General features: G+C 63.3%; 18 protein-coding genes and 1 pseudogene. 10 read left to right on the forward strand and 9 right to left on the reverse strand.

Going from position 1 to position 23,893, the window contains the following annotated elements:
• Nucleotides 1–84: 84 nt before the first annotated feature.
• The 4 genes from L6639_RS07785 to L6639_RS07800 all read right to left on the reverse strand — a co-directional run bounded on the left by L6639_RS07785 (nt 85) and on the right by L6639_RS07800 (nt 4,210).
• Complete coding sequence (locus L6639_RS07785) at nt 85–924, reverse strand: M48 family metallopeptidase (RefSeq protein WP_237860449.1); 840 nt, start codon at nt 922–924, stop codon at nt 85–87.
• 217 nt (nt 925–1,141) lie between these two features.
• Complete coding sequence (locus tag L6639_RS07790) at nt 1,142–2,470, reverse strand: polyhydroxyalkanoate depolymerase (protein WP_237860452.1); 1,329 nt, start codon at nt 2,468–2,470, stop codon at nt 1,142–1,144.
• 121 nt (nt 2,471–2,591) lie between these two features.
• Nucleotides 2,592–3,410, reverse strand: coding sequence for an ABC transporter permease (locus L6639_RS07795; RefSeq protein ID WP_237860454.1), 819 nt, complete (start codon nt 3,408–3,410; stop codon nt 2,592–2,594).
• Complete coding sequence (locus L6639_RS07800) at nt 3,407–4,210, reverse strand: ABC transporter ATP-binding protein (protein ID WP_237860456.1); 804 nt, start codon at nt 4,208–4,210, stop codon at nt 3,407–3,409. Before L6639_RS07800 ends, L6639_RS07795 begins: the two co-directional genes overlap by 4 nt.
• A gap of 141 nt (nt 4,211–4,351) precedes the next feature.
• Here L6639_RS07800 and L6639_RS07805 point away from each other — a divergent pair, with 141 nt between their 5' ends.
• Both L6639_RS07805 and L6639_RS07810 read left to right on the forward strand, forming a co-directional pair.
• Nucleotides 4,352–5,662, forward strand: coding sequence for an ActS/PrrB/RegB family redox-sensitive histidine kinase (locus L6639_RS07805; protein ID WP_237860460.1), 1,311 nt, complete (start codon nt 4,352–4,354; stop codon nt 5,660–5,662).
• Between the two features lie 103 nt (nt 5,663–5,765).
• Nucleotides 5,766–6,320, forward strand: coding sequence for an ActR/PrrA/RegA family redox response regulator transcription factor (locus L6639_RS07810; RefSeq protein WP_271607750.1), 555 nt, complete (start codon nt 5,766–5,768; stop codon nt 6,318–6,320).
• A gap of 124 nt (nt 6,321–6,444) precedes the next feature.
• Here L6639_RS07810 and L6639_RS07815 read toward each other — a convergent pair whose 3' ends face one another.
• Nucleotides 6,445–6,936: an MmcB family DNA repair protein gene (locus tag L6639_RS07815; RefSeq protein ID WP_237860462.1), complete on the reverse strand. Its 492-nt coding sequence runs from the start codon at nt 6,934–6,936 to the stop codon at nt 6,445–6,447.
• A gap of 244 nt (nt 6,937–7,180) precedes the next feature.
• On the opposite strand from L6639_RS07815, the gene L6639_RS07820 reads away from it, so the two are divergent.
• Nucleotides 7,181–8,878: an alpha-amylase family protein gene (locus L6639_RS07820; protein ID WP_237860464.1), complete on the forward strand. Its 1,698-nt coding sequence runs from the start codon at nt 7,181–7,183 to the stop codon at nt 8,876–8,878.
• 143 nt (nt 8,879–9,021) lie between these two features.
• Here the strand turns inward: L6639_RS07820 and L6639_RS07825 are convergent, their stop codons facing one another.
• A complete protein-coding gene (locus L6639_RS07825; RefSeq protein WP_237861304.1) occupies nt 9,022–10,626 on the reverse strand; it encodes an alpha-amylase family glycosyl hydrolase in 1,605 nt (534 codons plus the stop codon).
• Nucleotides 10,627–10,792: 166 nt separating this feature from the next.
• On the opposite strand from L6639_RS07825, the gene L6639_RS07830 reads away from it, so the two are divergent.
• A complete protein-coding gene (locus L6639_RS07830; RefSeq protein WP_237860466.1) occupies nt 10,793–11,464 on the forward strand; it encodes an MBL fold metallo-hydrolase in 672 nt (223 codons plus the stop codon).
• A gap of 12 nt (nt 11,465–11,476) precedes the next feature.
• Here L6639_RS07830 and L6639_RS07835 read toward each other — a convergent pair whose 3' ends face one another.
• Nucleotides 11,477–12,658 (reverse strand): extracellular catalytic domain type 1 short-chain-length polyhydroxyalkanoate depolymerase, encoded by a 1,182-nt coding sequence (locus L6639_RS07835; RefSeq protein ID WP_237860469.1) that lies wholly within the window; start codon nt 12,656–12,658, stop codon nt 11,477–11,479.
• 141 nt (nt 12,659–12,799) lie between these two features.
• Nucleotides 12,800–14,209 carry an MFS transporter gene (locus tag L6639_RS07840; RefSeq protein ID WP_237860471.1) on the reverse strand — a complete coding sequence of 470 codons (1,410 nt, stop codon included), beginning with the start codon at nt 14,207–14,209 and terminating at the stop codon, nt 12,800–12,802.
• 234 nt (nt 14,210–14,443) lie between these two features.
• Here L6639_RS07840 and L6639_RS07845 point away from each other — a divergent pair, with 234 nt between their 5' ends.
• Both L6639_RS07845 and L6639_RS07850 read left to right on the forward strand, forming a co-directional pair.
• A complete protein-coding gene (locus L6639_RS07845; RefSeq protein ID WP_237860474.1) occupies nt 14,444–15,679 on the forward strand; it encodes an LLM class flavin-dependent oxidoreductase in 1,236 nt (411 codons plus the stop codon).
• A gap of 125 nt (nt 15,680–15,804) precedes the next feature.
• Nucleotides 15,805–17,181 carry a cytochrome P450 gene (locus L6639_RS07850; protein ID WP_237860476.1) on the forward strand — a complete coding sequence of 459 codons (1,377 nt, stop codon included), beginning with the start codon at nt 15,805–15,807 and terminating at the stop codon, nt 17,179–17,181.
• Nucleotides 17,182–17,312: 131 nt separating this feature from the next.
• On the opposite strand, the pseudogene L6639_RS07855 reads toward L6639_RS07850, so the two are convergent.
• A pseudogene (locus L6639_RS07855) lies at nt 17,313–17,498 on the reverse strand (SDR family NAD(P)-dependent oxidoreductase); the annotation flags it as partial.
• A 173-nt stretch (nt 17,499–17,671) separates the two neighbouring features.
• On the opposite strand from L6639_RS07855, the gene L6639_RS07860 reads away from it, so the two are divergent.
• The 4 genes from L6639_RS07860 to L6639_RS07875 all read left to right on the forward strand — a co-directional run bounded on the left by L6639_RS07860 (nt 17,672) and on the right by L6639_RS07875 (nt 23,857).
• Nucleotides 17,672–18,637 carry a sensor histidine kinase gene (locus L6639_RS07860; RefSeq protein WP_237860478.1) on the forward strand — a complete coding sequence of 322 codons (966 nt, stop codon included), beginning with the start codon at nt 17,672–17,674 and terminating at the stop codon, nt 18,635–18,637.
• A 300-nt stretch (nt 18,638–18,937) separates the two neighbouring features.
• Complete coding sequence (locus tag L6639_RS07865; protein ID WP_237860480.1) at nt 18,938–20,674, forward strand: putative bifunctional diguanylate cyclase/phosphodiesterase; 1,737 nt, start codon at nt 18,938–18,940, stop codon at nt 20,672–20,674.
• Nucleotides 20,675–20,914: 240 nt separating this feature from the next.
• Nucleotides 20,915–22,357: a sigma-54 interaction domain-containing protein gene (locus L6639_RS07870; RefSeq protein WP_237860482.1), complete on the forward strand. Its 1,443-nt coding sequence runs from the start codon at nt 20,915–20,917 to the stop codon at nt 22,355–22,357.
• 195 nt (nt 22,358–22,552) lie between these two features.
• Entirely contained in the window at nt 22,553–23,857 is a 1,305-nt protein-coding gene (locus L6639_RS07875; RefSeq protein ID WP_237860484.1) for an MFS transporter, read from the forward strand.
• Nucleotides 23,858–23,893: the final 36 nt, after the last annotated feature.

Consider the following 23,893-nt stretch of genomic DNA (forward strand, 5'->3'; position numbering starts at 1 on the left):
GGGGCAAAAATGCGATCGCCCGCTCCAGTGCGCAAATGCGCACAAGGCGGGCGATGACACATTCCAAGATGCTAGTTGCGCAGCCTAATCCTCGACCCCGTACCGGTGCAGGTCGTTGCCGCAGGTGTCGAGCCACTTCTTGGCGCGCTCCATGGACGGGCAGATCTTGCCGCAGACGCGCCAGAACTTCGCCGAATGGTTCATCTCGACGAGATGGGCCACTTCATGCGCGGCGAGATAGTCCAGCACATAGGGCGGCGCGAGGATCAGGCGCCAGGAGAATGACAGCGAGCCGGCCGAGGTGCAGGAGCCCCAGCGGCTGGACTGATCGCGGATCGACAGCCGCTTCACCTTGACGCCGAGCTCGGCGGCGTGGATCTCCGCCGAACGCTGCAGATCCTTGCGCGCCTCGCGCTTGAGGAAGTCGTTGACGCGGCGATCGACATGCTCATGGCCACCGGCGACACAGAGAATGCGTTCACCGCTGTCGCGAATTTCTGCCCACACCGTGCCGCGGCTGCCTGCGCGATGCACGATGCGATGGGGAACGCCGCGGAGCGGTATCACTGTGCCAGGCTGGAACGGCGCAGCCTTCGGCAGACGACCGAGACGTGCCGCGATCCACGCGCCATGACGCTGCGCGAAGTCCTTGGCTTCGGCGAGCGTGCCGCGCGGCGGCATCGTGAGGATGGCTTCACGATCACTCGGATGGATTCGAAGCGTGTAACGACGCGCCCGCCGGTGTCTGCGCAGCCGAATCGCAAAGAATTGCGATCCATGGCTGATGACAAGGGTCTTCGGTTCGTGGGGCCGCCGATAAAGGAGTGCGCGTGTGGCCATGTCTGTCAGTCCGGGGAGCAGGAGATCGCCCGGATTCTGCCATAACCGCCGCCAGGGAAAGCGCTCGGCGCAAAAACAAATCATTTGCCCAATATACAGGGGTCTGACGTCCGGGAGACCCTACAGACTGGGGTTGGAACCCGCTTTTTTCGCCCCCGTTGGACGCATGCGACACCCCCAAGGGGTGAGGGCAGACTCACTCCTATAACGCTACCTAAATACCTCGAATCTGACGGGAACCAGGCCCTCCCGGAAGGTCTGGGAGAGCCCGAAATTTCGACGGGAAAGCCGAAATCCGGGATTATTCGGCTGCAAGCGCCTGCAACGAGCTCGGATTCGCAGCCGAGACCATGAAATCGTGGATACGCGGCACGATTTCCGACTTGAAGCGCGAGCCGTTGAACACGCCGTAATGTCCAACGCCCTTCTGGACGTAATGAACGCGGCGATGATCCGGGATCGAGCTGCACAATGCGTGTGTTGCTTCGGTCTGGCCGAGACCCGAAATGTCGTCGTTCTCGCCTTCGACCGTCATCAACGCAACGCGCGTCACCTTGGAGGGATCGACGCGCGTTCCACGATGGGTCATCTCGCCCTTCGGCAGCGAATGCTTCACGAACACGGTGTCGACCGTTTGCAGGTAATACTCGGCCGAGAGGTCCATCACCGCGAGATATTCGTCATAGAACTCGCGATGCTTGTCGACGAGGTCGCCGTCGCCTTTCACCAGATGGGCGAAGAGCTGCTTGTGGGCGTCCATGTGGCGGTCGAGGTTCATGCTGATGAACCCGTTGAGCTGGAGAAAGCCCGGATAGACGTCGCGCATCATGCCCGGATGCGGGAATGGCACCTTGGTGATGACGTGGTTGCGGAACCAGTCGATGCCGCGCTCCTGTGCCAGATTGTTCACGGCGGTCGGATTGCGGCGCGTGTCGATCGGACCGCCCATCAGCGTCATCGAAGTCGGCACGAATGGATCGCGCCGCGCTTCCATGATCGAGACCGCGGCGACGACAGGCACGGAAGGCTGGCACACCGCCATCACATGGGTGTTGCCACCAAGCACATGCAGCATCTCGATGACGTAGTCGATGTAATCGTCGAGGTCGAAACGGCCTTCGCTGAGCGGCACCATGCGCGCATCGGCCCAATCGGTGATGTAGACCTCATGCGCCGGCAGCAAGGCCTCGACTGTGCCGCGCAGCAGCGTCGCGTAGTGGCCGGACATCGGCGCCACGATCAGCACACGCGGCTGCGGGCTGCGCAGCGGGCGCGCGAATTTGCGATCGAAGTAAAGCAGGCTGCAGAACGGCTTTTCCCAGACCGAGCGGACCTCGACAGGGACACGGATGCCGTTGACCTCGGTGTCGTTGAGGCCCCATTCCGGCTTGCCGTAGCGGCGCGTGGTGCGCTCGAACAATTCGCAGGCCGCGGCGACCGACTTGCCGACTTCGGTACGCGCCCAGGGATTCAGCGGATTCTGAAACAGCAGCTTTGTCGCATCGGTGACTGCGCGCGCCGGATTGAGAGAGGCGTGGGCCATCTCGTACATCCAGTACATCGGCGTGGTCAGGACCGGGCTGCCTTCTGCCGCCAGGGGCGGCGCGCCGCCAAACTCACCAATAGGCATGATCAAATTCCTCTTCGCATCGCAGCATACTGCCGAATGCGTAATATTGCGTCAATGCATGGTTCCGTACATCTACGTGGCCAGACCGGCCAAACCAGCCTGAATCCACGAGAAAGTGACGTTATTCGCCACCCGAGAGCAGCGAGCCGTGCTTTCTGGCGCTGCGCAAAAGGGCAAGGAATGCCCCAAAAGAAGCCAGCAGGAGCCCAGCGTTGATGGCTAACGCTTCCAGCATCAAATCGGTTCGGAAGGTGCTCTCGATCAGGAGTGCGCGCATCCCCTCGAACACGTAAGTCGGCGGCAGCGACCAGGCGATGGCTTGCAGCCAGTGCGGCAAGACACTGACCGGATAATAGACGCAGGCGAGCGGCATGATCCCGAACATCAAGGTCCAAACGATGCTCTCGGCGCCAAGGCCGTTCCGCAGCACCAGCCCCGACACAAAGATGCCGACCGACCAGCTGGTGAAGATCAGGTTGCAGAAGAAGGCGATCAGCGGCAGGCCGAGGCTGTAGACATTGAAGTGAAAGAACGCGATCGCGAGCAGCGTCATCGGGATGACGCCAATCGCAAGCCGGATCAGGCTCATCGCCATCAGCGAGAGCAGAAACTCGATCGGCTTCAGCGGGCTCATCATGAGGTTGCCGAGGTTGCGCGCCCACATCTCCTCCAGAAAGGAGATGGAGAAACCGAGCTGGCCGCGGAACAGGATGTCCCAGAGAATGACAGCGCCGATCAGCGTGCCGCCGGCGCGCGCAAAGAAATTGGCGTTCTGGGCGATGTAGAGCTGAAGGAAGCCCCAGGTTATGATCTGGAGCGCCGGCCAGTACAACAGCTCGAGCAGCCGCGGCCAGGACGACATCAACAAATACCAGTAGCGCAGGATCATCGCGCCGATGCGTTGCACGGAGATGCCGCGGTGCAGGGCGAGCTCGCTCATCGCGCTGCCTCCTGCGCACCATTGACCCGGCCGCGCGCGACGTCCAGGAACACCTCTTCCAGCGTGGTGCGGTTGTAGCGGGCCATGATGGCGTCGGGCGTGTCGTCGTCCTCGACGCGGCCGCGCTTCATGATGATGACGCGGTCGCAGAGCCGCTCGACCTCGAGCATGTTGTGCGACGCAAGCAGGATGGTGGCGTTGTTATCCTTCCGATAGCGCTCCAGATGGCTCCGCACCCAGTCGGCCGTATCAGGATCGAGCGAGGCGGTCGGCTCGTCCAGCAGCAACAACTCGGGCTGGTTGATCAGCGCCTTCGCCAGCGCAACACGGGTCTTCTGCCCGGCCGAGAGCTTGCCGTTGGCGCGGTCGATGAAATCGTTGAGATCGAGATCGTCGGCCAGTTTTGCGATGCGGTCAGCAAGGTGCCTGACTGCATAGAGCTTGCCGAAAATCGTGAGGTTCTGCCGCACCGTCAGCCGCATCGGCATGTCGACATAGGGGCTTTCGAAATTCATCCGCCCCAGCACCTCGGCACTCTCTTCCGGCATTCGATGACCGAGCACGCGGACACGGCCGGAGGTCGGCAGCACCAGCCCCATGATCATGGCGATGGTGGTGGTCTTGCCGGCGCCGTTGCCGCCGAGCAGCCCGGTGATGCTGCCGCGGGGAAGCGAAAAGGAGATACCGTCGACCGCGCGGGTCTGCTTGTAGACCTTGACGAGACGATCGACCTCGATGGCCGCGGACGAAATGCCCTCCGCGACAGTCGGCCAGCTTGAAGCCTTGGAGTTCTCAGTCATGCTGGAGGCGTTCTCCGCCATTGCGCGGTGGAGCGCAAGACTTGTAACTCGAAGGCTTGTAACGCATTGGACTTGTAACTCGTTGGAATCGTGGGCCAGCGTGTTTGTGATAGGACACGCGCACCGCTAGATTGGCCTGTCATGACCGAGACCGCCGCTTCCGACTTCCGCCCGTCGCAACGACATATCCGCCTGGACACCATCCTGCGGCTGCGCTGGCTTGCGGTGCTGGGCCAGTTAGCTGCGATCTTCATCGTGGCGCAGGGGCTCGAGTTCGATGTCGCCATTGTTCCCTGCGTCAGCATCATCGGCCTGTCGGCCATGCTCAATCTGGTACTCCAGACTGCGGTCAATCCGATGCAGCGGCTGGAGCCGATCCACGCAGCCGCGCTGCTGGCGCTCAACATCGTGGAACTGGCCGGGCTGTTGTTCTTCACCGGCGGATTGCAGAACCCGTTCTCGTTCCTGTTCCTCGCGCCTGTCCTGATTTCGGCCACCGCCTTGCCGGCCCGGCTGACCTTTGGCCTCGGCATCCTCGCCGTCGCCTGCGCCTCGATCCTGTTCTTCGTTCATTTCCCGCTGCCGTGGGACTCGGAAGATCCGGTGGTGCTGCCGCCGATTTATCTCGTCGGCGTCTGGCTTTCGATCGTGCTCGCGATCGGCGTCACCAGCCTCTACTCGTTTCAGGTGACCGAAGAAGCGCGCAAGCTGGCGGACGCGCTCGCCGCGACCGAGCTGGTGCTGACGCGCGAGCAGCATCTGACCCAGCTCGACGGATTGGCCGCCGCCGCAGCGCACGAGCTCGGCACGCCGCTGGCGACCATCTTCCTGATCTCGCGCGAGTTGCAGAAGACGGTGAAGGATCCAGTGTTTGCCGCCGACCTGAAGACCCTGCGCGAGCAGACGCAGCGTTGCCGCGACATCCTGAGCAAGATCACCCAGCTCTCCTCCACCGGCGCGCCGTTCGACCGCATGAAACTGTCCGAGCTGATCGAGGAAGTGGTGGCGCCGCATCGCGATTTCGGCGTCGACATCAAGGTGCGGATTGCCGTGGCCGCAACAGCCGAGCCGGTCGGATCGCGCAATCCGGCGGTGCTCTACGGCGTCGGCAACATCATCGAGAACGCGGTCGATTTCGCCAACTCCGCGGTGGAAGTGAATGCCTGGTGGAACAACGACACGATCGAGATCGTGATCTCCGACGACGGCCCGGGCATTCCGCCCGATCTCATGAACCGCATCGGCGAACCCTATCTGTCGCGGCGGCGCGCCCAGGATTCCGGCGGCGGCCTCGGGCTTGGCGTGTTCATCGCCCGCACGCTGCTCGAACGCACCGGCGCCAAGGTCTCGTTTACCAACCGGACCTTTCCGGAACACGGCGCGGTGGTGCAGATTGCGTGGCCGCGCGAGCGTTTTGAGGCTATCGAGAGCTTCGAGGAAACAATAGGATAGGCCGCGACCTTGCGTCGCATGCGAGGCCCGATCGACTATTGGCGGCCTTGGCACCGCCTGATTGCGACGCCATATGTAGATGTGCAGGAGAGAGGACAAAACCTTGAACGCCATCGCCGAACTGAATGAACAGACCGACCGCTCGCTTCTCATCGTTGAGGACGACAAGCCGTTCCTGGAGCGCCTGTCGCGCGCCATGGAGACACGCGGCTTTGCGGTGACGTCATGTGACACGGTCTCGGATGGTCTTGCACAAATCGGCAAGTCCGCTCCGGCCTTCGCTGTGGTTGATCTCAGGCTCGGGGACGGCAACGGTCTCGACGTCGTCTCCGCGCTGAAGAAGAAGCGTCCCGAAGCCCGCGCCATCGTATTGACCGGCTATGGCAACATCGCCACCGCCGTCACCGCGGTGAAGATGGGCGCGATCGATTATCTCTCGAAGCCCGCGGATGCCGACGACGTCGTCGCCGCGCTGCTCTCGACCAGCGCTGAAAAATCCGAGCTGCCGGCGAACCCGATGTCGGCAGACCGCGTGCGCTGGGAGCACATCCAGCGCATCTACGAGATGTGCAATCGCAACGTCTCGGAAACGGCGCGCCGCCTCAACATGCACCGCCGCACCTTGCAGCGGATCCTGGCCAAGCGCGCGCCGAGGTAATGTTGCCGTAGGGTGGGCAAAGGCGCACAGCGCCGTGCCCACCGCTTCTCTCTGAATTTCATCGATGAATTGGGTGGGCACGCTTTCGCTTTGGCCACCCTACGGCACCCTTATTGGGACGCCGCTACTCCCAAAAATCCGCGTGCCCCTGCGGATCGAGCAGGCGGTTGATGCGCAAGCCTGCCGCCATGCCAAACCGCACCGTCATCTGCTTGCGCGTGGCGGCGGCGATTTTGTGCTCGGGCGCTTCGCAATGCATGTGCGCGCCATAGGCATCGGCGATGATCAGGCCGGTGTCCTGCGGAAAGATCTCGCAAGGCAGATCCTGCGTGAAGGCAAAGAACAGCCGGTCGCAATGAGCGCGGTATTCGTGCCATTTCTGATCGGCGCGCAGATCCTCGACCGACGATTTGATCTCGACAATCCAGATCTCGCCGCGCTCGTTCAGCGCCACCAGATCGGCGCGCCGGCCCGACGGCAGCGGCAATTCGCTGATGCAGGAAAAGCCGAGCGAACGTAACAGCCGCGCCGTGCCACGCGCGATCGCGAGCGCTGTCTCCGACTGACGGCGGTCAGGCGGTGGAACAAGGGCAATGTTGCGGGCGGGGCTGTCCATGTGGGGCAGATTAGCCGATTCCTCCGTTGTCGTCCTGGCGAAAGCCAGGACCCGTTACCCCCGGGGGGTGCAGCACGCCGGCTGCAATTACGAGTCTTCGCCAAACTGCGTCTGGGATGATGGGTCCTGGATCTGCGCTTCGCTTGTCCAGGACGACACCTCCAGCGTGGGAACCAGGCCAGCTCAAATCGCTTATCACGCAGCCGCCGACAGTTGCGGACGGAGCGAATGAGGCTGCGCGCGCATGATCGACGATCTCTGGTACAAAAACGGCGTGATCTATTGCCTGTCGGTCGGCACCTATATGGATGCCAACGGCGACGGCATCGGCGACTTCAAGGGCCTGCTGCGCCGGCTCGATTATCTGCACGGGCTCGGCATCACCACGATCTGGCTGATGCCGTTCCAGACCTCGCCCGGCCGCGACGATGGTTACGATGTCGCCGACTATTACAGCGTCGATTCCCGTTACGGCACGCTCGGCGATTTCGTCGAGTTCACCCATGGCTGCAAGCAGCGCGGCATCCGAGTCATCATCGACCTCGTCGTCAACCACACCTCGGACCAGCATCAATGGTTCAAGGAAGCGAGGCGCGACAAGAACTCGCCCTACCGAGACTGGTATGTGTGGTCCGACAAGAAGCCGGCCAACGCCAACACCGGTATGGTGTTTCCCGGTGTCCAGAAGTCGACATGGACCCGCGACAAGGAAGCCGGCGCCTGGTTCTTCCATCGCTTCTACGATTTCCAGCCCGATCTCAACACCTCGAATCCGGATGTGCAGGCCGAGATTTTGAAGATCATGGGCTTCTGGATCCAGCTCGGCGTCTCCGGCTTCCGCATGGACGCCGTGCCCTTCGTGATCGCCACCAAGGGCGCGAAGGTCAGGAAGCCCGTCGAGCAATACGACATGCTGCGCACCTTCCGCGAATTCCTGCAATGGCGGCAGGGCGACGCCATCATCCTCGCCGAAGCCAACGTGAAGCCGGAAACCGACATGGACTATTTCGGCCGCGATGGCGACCGCATGCACATGATGTTCAACTTCCAGGCCAACCAGAACCTGTTCTATGCGCTAGCGTCCGGCGATTCGCGTCCGCTGGCGAAGGCGCTGAAGGCGACCAAGCCGCGGCCGGCCGCGGCGCAATGGGGCCTGTTCCTGCGCAATCACGACGAGCTCGATCTCGGCCGGTTGACCAAGGCGCAACGCGACCTGGTCTTCAAGCGCTTTGGTCCGGACAAGGACATGCAGCTCTACGACCGTGGCATCCGCCGCCGGCTCGCGCCGATGCTGGGCGGCGACCGACGGCGGCTCGAGCTCGCCTACAGCCTGATGTGCACACTGCCGGGAACGCCTGTGATCCGCTACGGCGACGAGATCGCCATGGGCGACGATCTCTCGCTGCCGGAGCGCAATTGCGCGCGCACACCGATGCAATGGTCGACCGAGCCGCAGGGCGGCTTCACCAAGAGCAGCAAGCCGGCGAGCCCCGTCATCGATAAGGGGCCCTACGGCTTCGAGCACCTCAATGTCGCAAAACAGCGGCGCGATCCGAATTCGATGCTGAACTGGACCGAGCGTATCGTGCGCATGCGCAAGGAAGTGCCGGAGATCGGCTGGGGCGATTTCGCCATCATCGCGACGCGCGATCCCGCCGTCTTCATCATGCGTTACGACTGGCGCAACAATTCCGTGCTGTTCGTGCACAATCTGGATGAGAAGCCGCGGGAGACCACGTTCTCGGCGGGACTGCCCGGCGATGCCGGTGAGCACCTGATCAATTTGCTGGCGGAAGACCACAGCCACGCCGACAAGCGCGGCCAGCACCGCGTCGTGCTGGAGCCGTATGGCTATCGCTGGTATCGCGTTGGCGGGCTGGACTATCTGTTGAAACGGAGCGATATCGACGAGAGCAACGCTGGGAACAAGCATCCGGGATAGTGTCACAGCGTCGTCCTGGCGAAAGCCAGGACCCATCACCCCAAGGGTTCGTCGTCGCCCGAGCTAGTAACCACCGGCCTTCGCCAAACTCATCCCTGGGGTAATGGATCCTGGATCTGCGCTTCGCTGTTCCAGGACGACGGCTAGGTATGAGGCGGCGCCACCACGACGCCCTCATTGCCACGCAGATCCAGCACGCCCTCAAGCCTCTCCCCCTCGCGATCCAGGAACGTCGACAGCAATATCTCGCTGCCAAAGCGGATCGAACTGGTGGTCACCGCAATCGGCTCGGGGCCGAGATTGAGCACCACGATGAGCGCCCTGCCCTCGGCCTCACGGCGATAGATCAGCAGGTCGCCTTGCGCGGCGATCGGATGATAGTCGCCGGCGACAAGCGCGGGCGAACTCTTCCGCAGCGCGATCAGACGCTTGCACAGGCTGAGGATCGAGCGCGCGTCGGCTTCGAGATTGACGACGTTCTCATGGATATGGTCGTCGGGCAGCGGCAACCATGGTCTGACGTCCGAGAAGCCGCCGAACTGCGACGAATCCCATTGCATCGGCGTACGGCAGCCGTCGCGACCGACGCCGATGCCGGGCACGTTCTTCTCGAAGGGATCGCGAACGTCCTCCGGCGCGATCGCGAGCTGATGCATGCCGATCTCGTCGCCGTAATAGAGCGTCGGCGTGCCGCGCAGTGTCAGCAGCAGCATGGCGGCGATGCGGGCCTGCTCGGGACCGACACGGCTCGCAACGCGCGGGCGATCGTGATTGCCGAGCACCCAGTTCGGCCAGGCGCCTGTGGGCAGCGCCTTCTCGTAATCCTCGATGATCTTCTCGATCGAGCGCGCGCTCCAGAAGGTCGAGAGCAACGCGAAATTGAACGGCATTTGCGCGCCGGTGAGATCGTTGCCGTAATAGGCCATCAGGCGGTGCAGCGGCAGATAGACCTCGCCGATCAAGACGCGCGCGGAATAGGCATCGGTGACGCGCCGCATCTCGGCGATGACGTCGAACACCTCCGGCTGGTCGGTGGAGTATTGCGTCAGGATCTTCTCGTTCGGCGGCCGGCCCTCGACATAGCGCGGGTTCGGCGGGTTGTCGCGAAACGCGGCATCCTTGATCAGGTGCCAGATCACGTCGACGCGAAAGCCGTCGACGCCTTTCTCGAGCCAGAACCGCATCACGTCGTACATCGCCGCGCGGACATCGGGGTTGCGCCAGTTGAGGTCCGGCTGCTGGGCGAGGAAGGCGTGGTAGTAATATTGGCCGGTGGCCTCGTCGAATTGCCACGCGCTGCCGCCGAACTCGGACAGCCAGTTGTTCGGGACGCCGCCATCGGGCGCCGGATCGCGCCAGATGTACCAGTCGCGCCTGGGGTTATCGCGCGAGGCGCGGCTCTCGACGAACCAGGGATGCTGGTCGGAGGTGTGGTTCGGGACGAGATCGAGGATCAGCTTCAATCCGTTGTCGTGCGCGGCGGCGAGCAGCGCGTCGAAATCCGTCATGGTGCCGAACAGCGGATCAATACCCGTATAGTCGGAGATGTCGTAGCCGAAATCGGCCATCGGCGAGGGGAAGATCGGCGACAGCCAGATCGCATCGACGCCGAGCGATTTCACATAAGGCAGTCGTCGCAAAATGCCGGCGAGATCGCCGACGCCGTCACCGTCCGAGTCCTGAAAGGAGCGCGGATAGATCTGATAGAAGATGCCGTCGCGCCACCAAAAGTCGCCGCCCTGTGCCATCTCGGACATCCGCCTGGAAATCTGCTTCGCGCGAGAGAACGCGGAAGCAACGCCCCCGGTTCAAACAGCCACACCAATTGGGACGACCGTGTGACATCAGCCTGTTCCGCAGGCCGACCACGACTATTTTGCTTGGCGGCGCAGCAAAAATCGGCATTGTGAGGCCATGAGCGAGCAAACCGACACCCAACAAGCCAAAGCCGGCGCGATCATCGTGCCCGTGACGCTGTTCGAGCAGAACTGCACCATCATCTGGGACGAGCCTTCCAAGAAGGCCGTGGTGATCGATCCCGGCGGGGACGTGCCGAAGATCCTGGACGCGATCAAGCAGACCGGCGTCACCGTGGAGAAGATCTGGCTGACCCACGGCCATATCGACCATGTCGGCGGCGCGGCCGACTTGCGCGATGCACTGAAAGTGCCGATCGAGGGCCCGCATGTCGCGGACAAATATCTGCTCGACAACGTGGTCGAGAGCGGCGCGCGCTTCGGCATGACTGATGTGCGCAATTTCGAGCCAGACCGCTGGCTCGACGAAGGCGACAGCGTATCGATCGGCGACTTGACGTTCGACATCCTGCACTGCCCCGGTCACTCACCGGGCAGCGTGGTGTTCTTCAACGGGGATTTGCGCTTTGCCCATGTCGGCGACGTCTTGTTCGCCGGCTCGGTCGGGCGCACCGATTTGCCCGGCGGCAGCCACGCCACGCTGATCAACTCGATCATGACGAAGCTGCTGCCGCTCGGCGACGACGTCGGCTTCATCTGCGGCCACGGCGCCGGCTCGAGCATCGGCCAGGAGCGGATGACCAATCCGTTCATCACCGGCGAGATGTGAGCGCGCCGCGCGCTACTTCATCAATCCCGCCGCCGTCATGGCGCGGGTGATGACCTGGCCGAGATCGAAGCGGCTAGCCTGCTCGCGCTTCGGCTCGGCCTTCTCCTCGGCCACCTTCACACGGATCGTGCGGGCGAGATGCGGCGCCGGCGAACGCACGGGGGCTGCCTTTGCCGGAGCGACGGGCTTCGCCTCATCCTTCTTCGCCTCCTGAATCCAGCCGGTGAGGCCGAAGAATTTTGCGATGTGATAAGACGAGGAAATGCCGGCCTCGATCAGGAACGCGCCTTCGACGCCGTAGCGCTGATCGTTGTCGGCAAGCCCGAGCGGCGTGCCGTGCGCCATGCCTGTGATGGCGTAGGACTCGACCAGCGTTTCGCCGTCCCTGTTCCACCAGGCCTGACGCGGATAGCCGTCGACGACGGTCTCGGCCATCGGGATCATCGGCAGGTCGTGCAGATCGAGCCACTGCTTGACGATCTCGTTGGCGTTGCCGGGATTGACGGTGCGGTCGGCGCTGCCGTGCCACACCGACACTTTCGGCCAGGATCCGCGATGGTTGGACGCCCGCCGCACGAAATCGCCGAGCTCGCGCTCGGGCCGCTCAGGCGAGTGAAACATACCGTCGAGCGCTTCGCGCAAGTTCGACGCGATGCCGTAGGGAAGACCCGCGATGATCGCGCCGGCCGCGAACACCTCCGGATAGGTCGCAAGCATCACCGAGGTCATGCCGCCGCCGGCGGAAAGACCGGTGATGTAGATGCGCCTGGGATCGACGCGATGCGCCCCGACCATATGCGCGATCATCTCGCGGATCGAACGCGCCTCGCCAGAGTCGCGCGCGGTGTCGTCAGGGTTGAACCAGTTGAAGCAGGTGTTGCCATTGTTGATGCGCTGCTGCTCGGGCATGACGAGCGCAAAGCCATAGTGACGCGCGAGCGTCGACCAGCCCGCACCGAGGTCGTAAGCCGCTGCCGTCTGGCCGCAGCCGTGCAGCACGACGACGAGCGCGCGCGGCTTCTGCAACTGCGCCGGCACGAAGGCGAACATGCGCAAGGCGCCGGGATTGTCGCCAAAGCCGGTGACCTCCTGCAGCGGGCTGGACGAGTCAGCGCTTGCGCCGAAGTCGGGCAGGCGCAGACCGTCCATCCTTGGCAAACGTCTCAACAGATCGACATTTCGGGCTAGCGACACGGCAAATTCCTGGTGGGCGACTTTCAACGTTTACCCAGACCAGATAGTTGCTGCAGTGCAAAATGAAAAGGCCGTGTGCTGCCGATCCCTGCGGAATCACGCCAAATCCCGCGAAAAACCGCATGTATTAACCCCAATGCCTCAACTTCGTGCAGATGCGCGGCGCATCCACGTCAGGAATGCGGCTGACATCATGATTAATGTCACAAACAGCGCGAGCGAGACGAGAAAACCTGCGCGCGCTGATTGCAACGATTCGATTGCGAAGAACACCGCGCCGATCGCGGCCACTCCGGCCGCATTTCCGATCTGCGCTGTCGTGCCGTATATGCCCGACGCCGAGCCCGCCGCGACAGGCTTGACGGTCGAGAGCACGGCGCCCGACAGCGGCGCCATCACCAGGCCCTGGCCGTAGCCGAAGATGAGCATGATCAGCGCGAGCGCGATCGGCGTCGGCGCGTCGAGCGCGTCTACGACAAGCGCAAGCGCGGCGAGGCCCGCGATCTGCAACGCGCAGCCTTCGAGCAAAACCCTGGTACCCCGATGCCTTGCCCGCGCGCCGCTATGGCGCGAGGCGACGACGAAGGCCAGCGCGAGCGGAATGAAGGCGAGGCCGGCCGCGAGCGGCGGGATCTTCAGGCCGCGCTGCATGAACAGCGTCATCACCAGATAGAACGAGAGATTGGCGGCAAAGAAAAAGAAGGCGGCGCCAAGCCCGCGCAGGAACGCGGCATCCGCCAGCAGCGTCAGATCGATCAGCGGCATGCCGGCGCGCGCGACCGCGTGTTCGAGCTTGACGAATGCAAAGAGGATCACGCCGCCGCCTGCCATCACCGCCCACAACCACGGCGCCCAGCCGACATCGTGGCCGAACAGCAGCGGGCCGATCAGGCACAACAGCCCTGCGAACAACACCACGCTGCCCTTGATGTCGAGCCTTGTGCCCGCTCGCCGCGGCACCGTCGGCATGATCAGCCAGGCAGCCGCGGCGATGACGAGGCCGCAAGGCACGTTGACGAAGAACACCGAACGCCAGCCGGTATGGGCAAGGTCGATCGTGACCAGCAGACCACCAAGCAGAAAGCCGGCGGCACCCGCGAGCCCGAGCACGATGCCATAGATGGCGAAGGCGCGGCTGCGCGACTCGTCCGTGAACATCAGATGCAGGGTCGCCAGCACCTGCGGCACCATCAGCGCTGCGGTGGCACCCTGCGCCAGCCGGGCGATGATCAGCTCCATGCCTGAATGTGCGAGCCCGCACCACAGCGACGTCGCGGTGAAGCCGAGCACGCCGACGAGAAACACCTTCCTGGTGCCGTGGATATCGCCAAGCCGGCCGCCGGTGACGACCAGCGTCGCATAGGCGATCAGATAGATCGCGATGACGGATTCGATCTGCGCCGGGCTCGCGTGCAGATCGACCGCGATGGTGGGGATGGCGACGTTCACGATGAAGGCGTCGACGCCGAACATGAATTGCGCGGCGACGACAATCGCCAGCACCCACCAGCGCCGGGTCGAATCGACGGGCTTTGTGACGGTTTGATGCATCGGCGCGGGCCCCTTCGAACTGCCGGACTGATGATTTCAGCCCTCAGGTCTCTCCGCCATTACCTCGGAGGTCAGATTTGCGGGCCCCTTGCCTTCTCCCCGCAAGCGGGGAGAGGGAGATGATGAGCGCATGCCTGCATTCCGCTGCGCGGGACATCGCGTGATTGCGTTCGTGCCGTCGGACACGTAGCCTCTCGCCACCAACACACAAAAAACTCAGCCGGAGAGAACGCCATGGCGCGCTTGAAGTTTGGAGCCTTTCTTGCCCCGCATCACCCGATCGGGGAGCATCCGATGCTCCAGTTTCGGCGCGATCTCGATCTGGTCGAGCAGCTCGACGCGCTCGGCTATGACGAGTTCTGGTGCGGCGAGCACCATTCCTCCGGCTGGGAGATGATCGCCTCGCCCGAGATGTTCCTGGCCGCGGCCGGCGAGCGCACCAAGCGGATCAGGCTCGGCACCGGCGTGATCTCGCTGCCCTATCACCACCCCTTCAACGTCGCCCAGCGCATGGTGCAGCTCGACCACATGACCGGCGGCCGCGCCATCTTCGGCTCCGGCCCCGGCGCTCTGGCCTCGGACGCACATACGCTCGGCATCGACCCGATGACGCAGCGCGATCGCCAGGATGAGGCGATCGACGTGATCCGTCGCCTCTTCAATGGCGAGCGTGTCACCGCCAAGACCGAGTGGTTCACCATGAACGACGCCGCGCTCCAGCTTCTGCCGTTGCAGGAGGAGATGCCGTTTGTCGTCGCCTCGCAGATCTCGCCGTCGGGCATGACCCTCGCCGGCAAATATGGCATCGGCATCATCTCGCTGGGCTCGATGACGACGCAGGGGCTGATGTCGCTGCAGCAGCAATGGCAATTCGCCGAGGATGCCGCCAAGAAGCACGGCACGAAGGTCGACCGCGCCGACTGGCGCGTGCTGCTGACCTTCCACATCGCCGAAAGCCGCGAACAGGCCCGCAAGGAGGCCGGCGCCGGGCTGATGCGCTGGCACAACGAATATAATGTCGGCACGCTGCAGCGGCCGGGCCTCACCGCCTTCTCCTCGCCTGACGAGGCCGTGGACAAGACCGCCTTCGTCGAAGGTGCCGCGTCCACCATCGGCACGCCCGACGATCTCGTCAAAACCATCAAGAACGTGATGGAGGTATCAGGCGGCGTCGGTGCCATCATCGGCTTCGTGCACGATTGGGCCAATCCGGAAGCCACGCGCCGGAGCTGGGACATGGTGGCGCGCTATGTCGTGCCGGAAATCAACGGCTATATCGACGGCCTGCGCAGGTCGCAAAAATTCGTGATCGAGAACCGCGCGATTTTCGAGCGCGCCGGTCAGGCCGTGATGGCCAAGATCATGCAGAACGAGAAGGCCGCCGAGGCATTGAAGGTCACCGGCCCCGGCCGGGTCGCGATTCCCGCCGTCAACGCGCCGGATTTGCAGAAGGAAGCGGCGAAGCGGTAGGCGCGCAAGACTATCCAGTGGTCGTCCCGGAAGGCCGGGACGACCCGCGGAGTATGTGACGACACCCACGTCATCGTGCCGGTTTTGTGCTATGTCGTCGGGGTCAGCCATCCGGAGCAATCGTCATGTCGATGCAGAATGTGGCCACATCCGCGCTTCAGTACACCGCGCCGAAACGCAATGAGCTGACGCACATCCCCGGCGACGAAGGCTGGCCGGTCATCGGCAAGACGTTTCAGGTCCTCGCCGATCCCAAGGGGCATATCGAGCGAAACGGCGCGAAATACGGCCCGGTCTACCGCACCCATATTTTCGGCGAGACCAACATCGTGCTGCTCGGCCCCGAGGCCAACGAGCTCGTGCTGTTCGACCAGCAAAAGCTGTTCTCCTCGACCCATGGCTGGAACAACGTGCTTGGCCTGTTGTTTCCGCGCGGGCTGATGCTGCTCGATTTCGACGAGCACAGGCTGCATCGCAAGGCGTTGTCGGTCGCGTTCAAGTCCGGGCCGATGAAGTCCTATCTCAGCGATCTCGACCGCGGCATCTCCGCGCGCGTCGCGCAATGGAAGGCCAAGCCGGGCGAGATGCGGCTTTATCCGGCGATGAAGCAGCTCACGCTCGATCTCGCCGCGACGTCCTTTCTCGGCGCCGACATCGGACCGGAGGTCGACGAGATCAACCGCGCCTTCGTCGACATGGTGGCGGCTGCGGTCGCCCCGATCCGCCGTCCCCTTCCCGGCACGCAGATGGCGGCAGGCGTGAGGGGGCGCAAGCGCATCATCGCCTATTTCCGCGAGCAGATTCCGCTGCGACGTGGCAATCACGGCGGCGATGATCTGTTCTCGCATCTCTGCCGCGCCACCCATGAGGATGGCGCGCTGCTGTCCGACCAGGACATCATCGACCATATGAGCTTCCTGATGATGGCCGCGCACGACACGCTGACCTCGTCGCTGACGTCTTTCATCGGTGAGCTCGCCGCCAATCCCGACTGGCAGAGCCGGCTGCGCAGCGAAGTTCTCGCGCTGGGGCTCGCGCCGGATGCAGCCAGCAGCTTCGATGATCTCGAAAAAATGCCGCTGTCGGAAATGGCCTTCAAGGAAGCGCTGCGGATCAAGCCGCCGGTGCCCTCGATGCCGCGGCGCGCGATGCGCGATTTCACCTTCAAGGGCTATGCGATTCCCGCCGGAACCGCTGTCGGCGTCAATCCACTCTACACGCACCACATGAAGGATATCTGGCCGGAGCCTGATCGCTTCGATCCCTTGCGCTTTACCGAGGAGGCCCAGCGCAATCGCCATCGCTTCGCCTGGATTCCGTTCGGCGGCGGCGCCCATATGTGCCTCGGCCTGCATTTCGCCTACATGCAGGCGAAATGCTTCGCGCGGCACTTCCTGCAGAACATCGAGGTGTCGCTGGAGCCTGGCTACAAGCCGGAGTGGCAGATGTGGCCGATTCCGAAGCCGCGGGATGGATTGAGGGTGAGGATGAAGGCGGTGTAGCCGCCGCTCTCGTAGCGTGGGCAAAGGCACAGAGCGCCGAGCCCACCATTTCTCAATGAGAGGAAGTTGGTGGGCACGGCGCGCGAGGGGCGCGCCTTTGCCCACCCGACGGCACCTCGCGCGCCGCTACACTCCCCGATCAAACGCCTTACGCACAGCACCGCCTCGCTCTCCGGTAGACGCCGGCCCGCGATCACAATTTTGGCACCTTCGGCAACCAAGACTTGCGCGGTACTTAATCCGATCCCGCTCGTCGCACCCGTGATCACCGTAACCACGCCGTCAAGCCAGGCCCTGGAATGGGCCTGTTTTCGAATGATTTGATGCCAAATGGCGGACACCGATCGATGACATCGCTGCGACATCAAGCGCCGCAACCATCGCTGTTCCAGCCTGATAGCGACAAGGCAAGCTTTGCTTGCGCATCCGAGATGCGTAACATCGTGGCCCGCCTCTCGATTTTCGGACGGAGATCGCAACCGGGCCGCGCATGGGGAAGCTAATCGACGAATTCCGCAAGGGCTGGCGGGGCGTGGCGACGCCGTCGCTGGGCCTGAGCCTTGCGTTCGCGCTGGCCTGCCTGCTGCTTTCGACTTTGGCGCGCTGGGGACTCGCGCATGTGCGCCCCGACGTCTATTTCACGCCGTACTTCCCCGCCGTGTTCTTTGCAGCGGCCTTCGGAGGATTTCGGGTCGGTATCGTGACCGCGCTGGTCGGCGGCGTGCTCGGTGTCGTCCTGAATTTCGACGATGTGTCTGCCGATCGTGCGCGCTTCGCGCTGTTGACGCTCTATTGGGGCGTCTGCGCCCTGACCATCTGGGGCGTCGAGCACTATCGAACGATGCTTGCCGAGCAGCGCCGGATCTCCAGGCGGCTGATCGAAGAGGAAGAGTATCGCAAGCTGCTGGTCGACGAGCTGCAGCACCGGCTGAAGAACAAGCTGTCGACCGTGCACGCCGTGCTGCATCAGGTGCTGCACGACCAGCCGCAGGTCTGGGCCCGGATCGACCCGCGGCTGCGTTCGCTGGCCGCGACCGACGATCTGATCTCGCGGATCGACAAGGGCGGTTGCGACATCCGCGATCTCCTGATCTCCGAGCTCGGCCCGTACGGCCATGTCCGCTTCACCCTCAACGGAGAGCGGCTGTTCCTGCCGCCGAAGCTCGCGGTGACACTGTCATTGATGTTTCACGAGCTTGCCACCAACGCCGGCAAATACGGCGCGTTCTCCGCACCGCGCGGATTGTTGCAGGTGTCATGGACCCTCAATGACGATCGTCTGACCATCACGTGGGACGAAACCGAGGGGCCGACCGTTGGCGAAATCTCCACGCCGGGCTTCGGTACCAAGCTCTTGAAGTCCGCGCTGTCAGCCTTCGACGGCAAGACCGAGATCTCATATTTGAAGACTGGGCTGCACTGCATCATGCAGTGTCGCATTCCCAGGAGCGAATAGAGCTGGTCACCTCTCCCCGGCGGGGAGAGGTGGACCGCCCCCGGAGCTCACATCGGATTCAATCAGCGCTCGTGACGCCTCTCACCTCGCCGCAAACGAAAGACAAGCGCGCGCTTCGCCCGCGCTTTCGCAAGTGCCGTTGACGTTCTGTTAATGACGATCGACGGCGCGCCTCGCGGCACGACGTTTCTCCCCGGAACACCCCCGTATTTCAGCGGACTCCTTAACCAAACCTAAGAGGGAACTGCGCATGATCGCGCTCATTGCAAAGGCGCTGAAACAACAAGATTCATGACTTCTATGAACGACAATACACATAACGGCGCCAGCGAAGCCGAACTCGGATTTCTCAAGGAAATCGTTAGAATGCTGCCTGCCGGCCTCACCGTGCAGGACGCGCAAGGCAAGCTTCTCCTGGTTAACGATGTCGCCGCCGCCCAGCTCGGCATGGACGGCAGCCGTCCGTCGCCGGATCTCGCGCAGCGTCGCGAGGCCTGTGAGCGCGCGCTCCGGGCCGGGCAGCCTGTCGTCTCCGAAGAAGCGCTTCAGGACGGTCCTGCGCGCCAGGTGTTGTTGACCACCCACCGACCGGTGCAGCTCGCCGGCCGCGAACTCTTGATCTCGGCGTCCGCCGACATCACCGAGCAGAAAAATTTCGAGGACCAGCTGTTTCGCTCGGCCTATTTCGACGAGTTGACCGGACTGCCCTCGCGGCGCGTCATCGAGCATCGCGCCAACAGCCTGCTCGGCCGCGATCGCAGCGGCGAGCGCTTCGCGCTGGCCTTTCTCGACGTCGACAATTTCAAGCACATCAACGACTATTACGGCCACGCCGTCGGCGACGCGCTGCTGGTCGAGCTTTCGAAACGGCTCGGGCGCGACTTGCGCGAGTCCGATATGCTGTCGCGCATCTCCGGCGACGAATTCCTGCTGCTGCTCTCGCCTATCCGGAGCCAGGAGGAAGTCGCCGAATTCATGACCTCGACATTGGAGCGGCTGACGGCTCCCTTCTTCATCGACAATTCGGAAGTGTTCGCCTCGACCTCGGTCGGTATCAGCCTGTATCCCGACCATGGAAGCAGCTTCGAGACGCTGCGCCAGAACGCCGACATCGCGATGTACCGCATCAAGAACAACGGCAAGGGATCCGCCGCCTTCTTCGATACCGGCATGGAGCGCGAGGCGCTGGCGCGGATGAAGATCGAGCAGTCGCTGCGGATGGCCATCCTCGAGAAACGCTTCTGCTGCGCCTTCCAGTCCAAGGTCGACATCCGCACGCAAGCCGTGAAGGGCATCGAAGCGCTGGTGCGCCTGCGCGACGACGAGGGCGTCATCCAGGCACCGGGCTCCTTCATCAATCTCGCCGGCGAGCTCGGTCTGATCGACGAGCTCACTCATCTCGTGCTCGCCGAGATCGTCAAGTCGATCGACCTGATCAACGAGACCTTTGGCGCGGAAGCGACCATCAGCATCAACGTCGCCGCCAAGCAGGCCGGCAACCCCGAATTCATGCGCAATTTCGCCCAGGCGCTCGATGACACCGGCTTTCCCCGGCGATTCATGATCGAGGTGACGGAAGATGCCTTCGTCGCCAAGAACCACTTCCAGGCCGAGATCCTGCCGATGTTCCGCAAGCTCGGCGTCGGCATCTCCATCGACGATTTCGGCACCGGCTATTCGTCGCTGTCGGCGCTCGCCGACATCACCGCCGACGAGATCAAGATCGACCGCTCCTTCATCACCGACATCCATAAGCGGCCGCGCAGCCAGGGCATTTTGCGCGCGATCGAATCCTTGAGCGAAGCGCTCGGCATGACGGTCATTGCCGAAGGCATCGAATCCTATGAGGAGCTCGCCTATCTCCAGGCCGCGACCAAGATCCGCTACGCGCAGGGCTATTATTTCGCGCGGCCCATCTTCCTGGAGGAGCTGAAGCTCGCCACCCCCGCGTCCAGCGAATCGCGCGGCAGCGTCTCCGCCCGCCCGATGCAGCAGAACCGCCAGGGCTATTCGCGGGCGAGCGGGTATCGGCGGTAGGGGCGCAAGACTGATCCGTCATCCTGAGGTACGAGCCGTGCGGCGCAACGCGGCGCATGGGGAGCCTCGAAGGATGTAAGGCCGAACTGCCAGCCGGGCCGTCGCCCTTCGAGGCCGCTGAAGAAGCGGCCACCTCAGGGTGACGGTGGACAGACTTTGCGAGCTGGCTAGACCCCGTTTTCGCTCTTTGAAATTACAGCCTTTTTGGTAATACACAGGCAGACCTCCCCGAGGTACGCCATGTCTGGTCCCTCTTCCGTCGTCAGTGACCCCGCCTATATCCGCGCCCGCGCGATGGAGACGCTGTTCGAGCGGCTGGAGCATCTGTGCGAGGGCGCCATCGCGATCGATCGCAGCGGGCGCGTGGTCTATGTCAATGAGAAATACGTGACCGCGATCGGCCTCTCACATGAATCCGAGGCGCTTGGCCGTCCGATCGAGGAGGTCATCCCCAACAGCCTGATGCGCAGGGTCGTGGAGACGGGCGAGCCGATCATCCTCGACATCATGGAGCTTGGGGGAGAGCAGCTCGTCGTCACCCGCATGCCGATCGAGGACGAGAAGGGCAACATCATCGGTGCAATCGGCTTCGTGCTCTACGATCGCCTCGAAGGCCTGAAGCCGCTGCTCGGTCGCGTCGCCCAGCTCGAGAACGACCTGCGGCTGGCGCGACGACAATTGTCGCACGCGCGCGCCGCACGCTTCACCTTCGAGGACTATGTCGGCAGCACCGCAGGCATCGCGCAGGCCAAGAAGCTCGCAGGCCGTGCAGCGCGCCAAAGCGTCACCGTCCTGCTCACGGGCGAGACCGGCACCGGCAAGGAAATGCTGGCGCAGGCAATCCACAATGCGTCCGCGCGCGCCGAAAAGCCTTTCGTGAGCGTCAACGTCGCGGCGATCCCGGATACGCTGATCGAATCGGAGTTCTTCGGGGCGGCGCCGGGCGCCTACACCGGTGCGGACCGCAAGGGCCGCGACGGCAAATTCCGGGTCGCCGACGGCGGTACGCTGTTTCTCGACGAGATCGGCGAGATGCCGCTGCAATTGCAGGCCAAGCTGCTGCGCGTTCTGCAGGAGCGGGAGATCGAACCGCTCGGCTCCGACAAGGTCACCAAGGTCGATGTGCGCGTAATTGCTGCCACCAATGTCGACCTGCACAAGCGGGTCAGCGAGGGGACATTCCGGGCCGATCTCTACTACCGGCTCAACGTGCTCTCGATCGTGCTGCCGCCGCTGCGTCATTGCCTGGACGACTTGCCGGAGATCTGCGGCCGGCTGCTGGAAGACATCAGCGCATCCGGCGACTATCTCAATGCCAGGATCACGCCGAGCGGTCTGACTGCGCTGGCGCGGTACGGCTGGCCCGGCAATGTCCGCGAGCTGCGCAACATCCTGGAACGCGCGTTGATCCTGAGCGATTCGGGACGCCTCACCAGCGACGATTTCGATCGCATTCTCCCCGTGAGCGCGGAGATGATACAAGCGGCACCAATGCGGCCGACCGGTCTCGTCCTGCCCTATGCGGAAGCCGAAGCCGAGTTCGAGAAGCACACGCTGGAACAGGCGCTTGCCGCCAGCAACGGCCAGATCTCGGAAGCAGCCAAGATGCTCCAGATCTCGCGCGCGACCTTCTACAAGAAGCTCGCGAAGTTCGGCCTCGCCTCGGGCGCCGCCTCGATCTGAGATTCGAGACAGCGCGTGTCCGGAGTCTCGGATTCCGGACACGGCGCGTTGCGCCTCTTTCCCGACGCTTGCACTGAATCTGCTGGACTTTCCGCCATTTTGCGTAAAGCGACAGCATCTGGCGCGGACCTTGCTCTTCGCTTTGCACAATGACGCATGCTGCACATGCGCATTTGCAACCAGGGAGGACGCCAGATGAGTGAAGCGATCTCAGTCCGTCAGCTTCAGACCAGACAGCCGTCGCACGTCACGGTCGCTACTGCGAGCCTGATCGGCACGGCCATCGAATGGTACGACTTCTTCCTCTACGGCACCGCCGCGGCGCTGATCTTCAACAAGCTGTTCTTTCCGACCTTCGATCCGATGATCGGCACGCTGCTGGCGTTCGCGACCTATGCGCTCGGCTTCATCGCGCGTCCGCTCGGCGGGGTCGTGTTCGGTCACTACGGCGACAAGATCGGCCGCAAAACCATGCTCTATCTCACCCTGCTGATCATGGGTGCGGCCACCGCGGCGATTGGATTCCTTCCGACCTATGAGACCGCCGGCGTCTGGGCCGCGGTGCTGCTCGTCACCTGCCGTCTGGTTCAGGGTTTTGGTCTTGGCGGCGAATGGGGCGGCGCGGTGCTGATGGCGGTCGAGCATGCGCCTGCGGACAAGAAGGGCTTTTACGGCAGCTGGCCACAACTCGGCGCGCCGCTCGGCCTCGTGCTCGGCACGCTGGTGTTCACGGTGGTGTCCTCGACGCTATCAGACGCGCAGCTCTATGCCTGGGGCTGGCGCATCCCGTTCCTGTTCTCGATCGCGCTGGTGCTGGTCGGCCTCTGGATCCGCTTCACCATCGCGGAATCGCCGGAATTCCAGAAGGTGAAGGACACCAAGCAGGAAGTGAAGATGCCGATCCTCGAGGCGATCAGGATGTATCCCAAGAACATCCTGCTGGCGATGGGCGCGCGCTTCGCGGAGAACGGCTTCTTCTACATCTACGCCACTTTCGTGCTCGCCTATGCGACGCAATCGCTCGGCATGAACAAGCAGGACATGCTGAACGGCGTGCTGATCGCGGCCGCCATCGAGACCTTCACCATTCCGGCGTTCGGTGCGCTCTCCGACAAGGTTGGGCGCCGGCCGATCTATATTTTCGGCGCGGTGTTCTCGGCACTGATGTCGTTCCCGCTGTTCATGCTGCTGGCGACCAAGAACCCGCACCTTGCCTGGATCGCGATCGCGCTCGGCCTCGCGATCGGGCATGCCGCAATGTACGGGCCGCAGGCTAGCTTCCTGTCGGAGCTATTCGGCACCAAGGTGCGCTACAGCGGCGTCTCGCTCGGCTACAACCTCGCCTCGATCTTCGCTGGCGCGCTGTCACCGCTGATCGCGACCGGGCTGATGACGGCTTACGCGCCGGCGACCTGGCCAATCTCGCTCTACATGGTCGCGCTCGCGATCATCACGGTGGTCTCGGTCTATTTCGCCACTGAAACGCGCAAGGTCGGCTAGCCCTGAATGCTTACGGCACGGGAGCGGCGCGCCGCT

Source organism: Bradyrhizobium zhengyangense (genome assembly GCF_022012555.1).
Lineage (GTDB): Bacteria > Pseudomonadota > Alphaproteobacteria > Rhizobiales > Xanthobacteraceae > Bradyrhizobium > Bradyrhizobium zhengyangense.

Coding starts and splice junctions, on each gene's coding strand:
- L6639_RS07785 (WP_237860449.1), bottom strand. CDS start 924: ATGATTTGTTTTTGCGCCGAGCGCTTTCCCTGGCGGCGGTTATGGCAG.
- L6639_RS07790 (WP_237860452.1), bottom strand. CDS start 2,470: ATGCCTATTGGTGAGTTTGGCGGCGCGCCGCCCCTGGCGGCAGAAGGC.
- L6639_RS07795 (WP_237860454.1), bottom strand. CDS start 3,410: ATGAGCGAGCTCGCCCTGCACCGCGGCATCTCCGTGCAACGCATCGGC.
- L6639_RS07800 (WP_237860456.1), bottom strand. CDS start 4,210: ATGACTGAGAACTCCAAGGCTTCAAGCTGGCCGACTGTCGCGGAGGGC.
- L6639_RS07805 (WP_237860460.1), top strand. CDS start 4,352: ATGACCGAGACCGCCGCTTCCGACTTCCGCCCGTCGCAACGACATATC.
- L6639_RS07815 (WP_237860462.1), bottom strand. CDS start 6,936: ATGGACAGCCCCGCCCGCAACATTGCCCTTGTTCCACCGCCTGACCGC.
- L6639_RS07820 (WP_237860464.1), top strand. CDS start 7,181: ATGATCGACGATCTCTGGTACAAAAACGGCGTGATCTATTGCCTGTCG.
- L6639_RS07825 (WP_237861304.1), bottom strand. CDS start 10,626: ATGGCACAGGGCGGCGACTTTTGGTGGCGCGACGGCATCTTCTATCAG.
- L6639_RS07830 (WP_237860466.1), top strand. CDS start 10,793: ATGAGCGAGCAAACCGACACCCAACAAGCCAAAGCCGGCGCGATCATC.
- L6639_RS07840 (WP_237860471.1), bottom strand. CDS start 14,209: ATGCATCAAACCGTCACAAAGCCCGTCGATTCGACCCGGCGCTGGTGG.
- L6639_RS07845 (WP_237860474.1), top strand. CDS start 14,444: ATGGCGCGCTTGAAGTTTGGAGCCTTTCTTGCCCCGCATCACCCGATC.
- L6639_RS07850 (WP_237860476.1), top strand. CDS start 15,805: ATGTCGATGCAGAATGTGGCCACATCCGCGCTTCAGTACACCGCGCCG.
- L6639_RS07860 (WP_237860478.1), top strand. CDS start 17,672: ATGGGGAAGCTAATCGACGAATTCCGCAAGGGCTGGCGGGGCGTGGCG.
- L6639_RS07865 (WP_237860480.1), top strand. CDS start 18,938: ATGAACGACAATACACATAACGGCGCCAGCGAAGCCGAACTCGGATTT.
- L6639_RS07870 (WP_237860482.1), top strand. CDS start 20,915: ATGTCTGGTCCCTCTTCCGTCGTCAGTGACCCCGCCTATATCCGCGCC.
- L6639_RS07875 (WP_237860484.1), top strand. CDS start 22,553: ATGAGTGAAGCGATCTCAGTCCGTCAGCTTCAGACCAGACAGCCGTCG.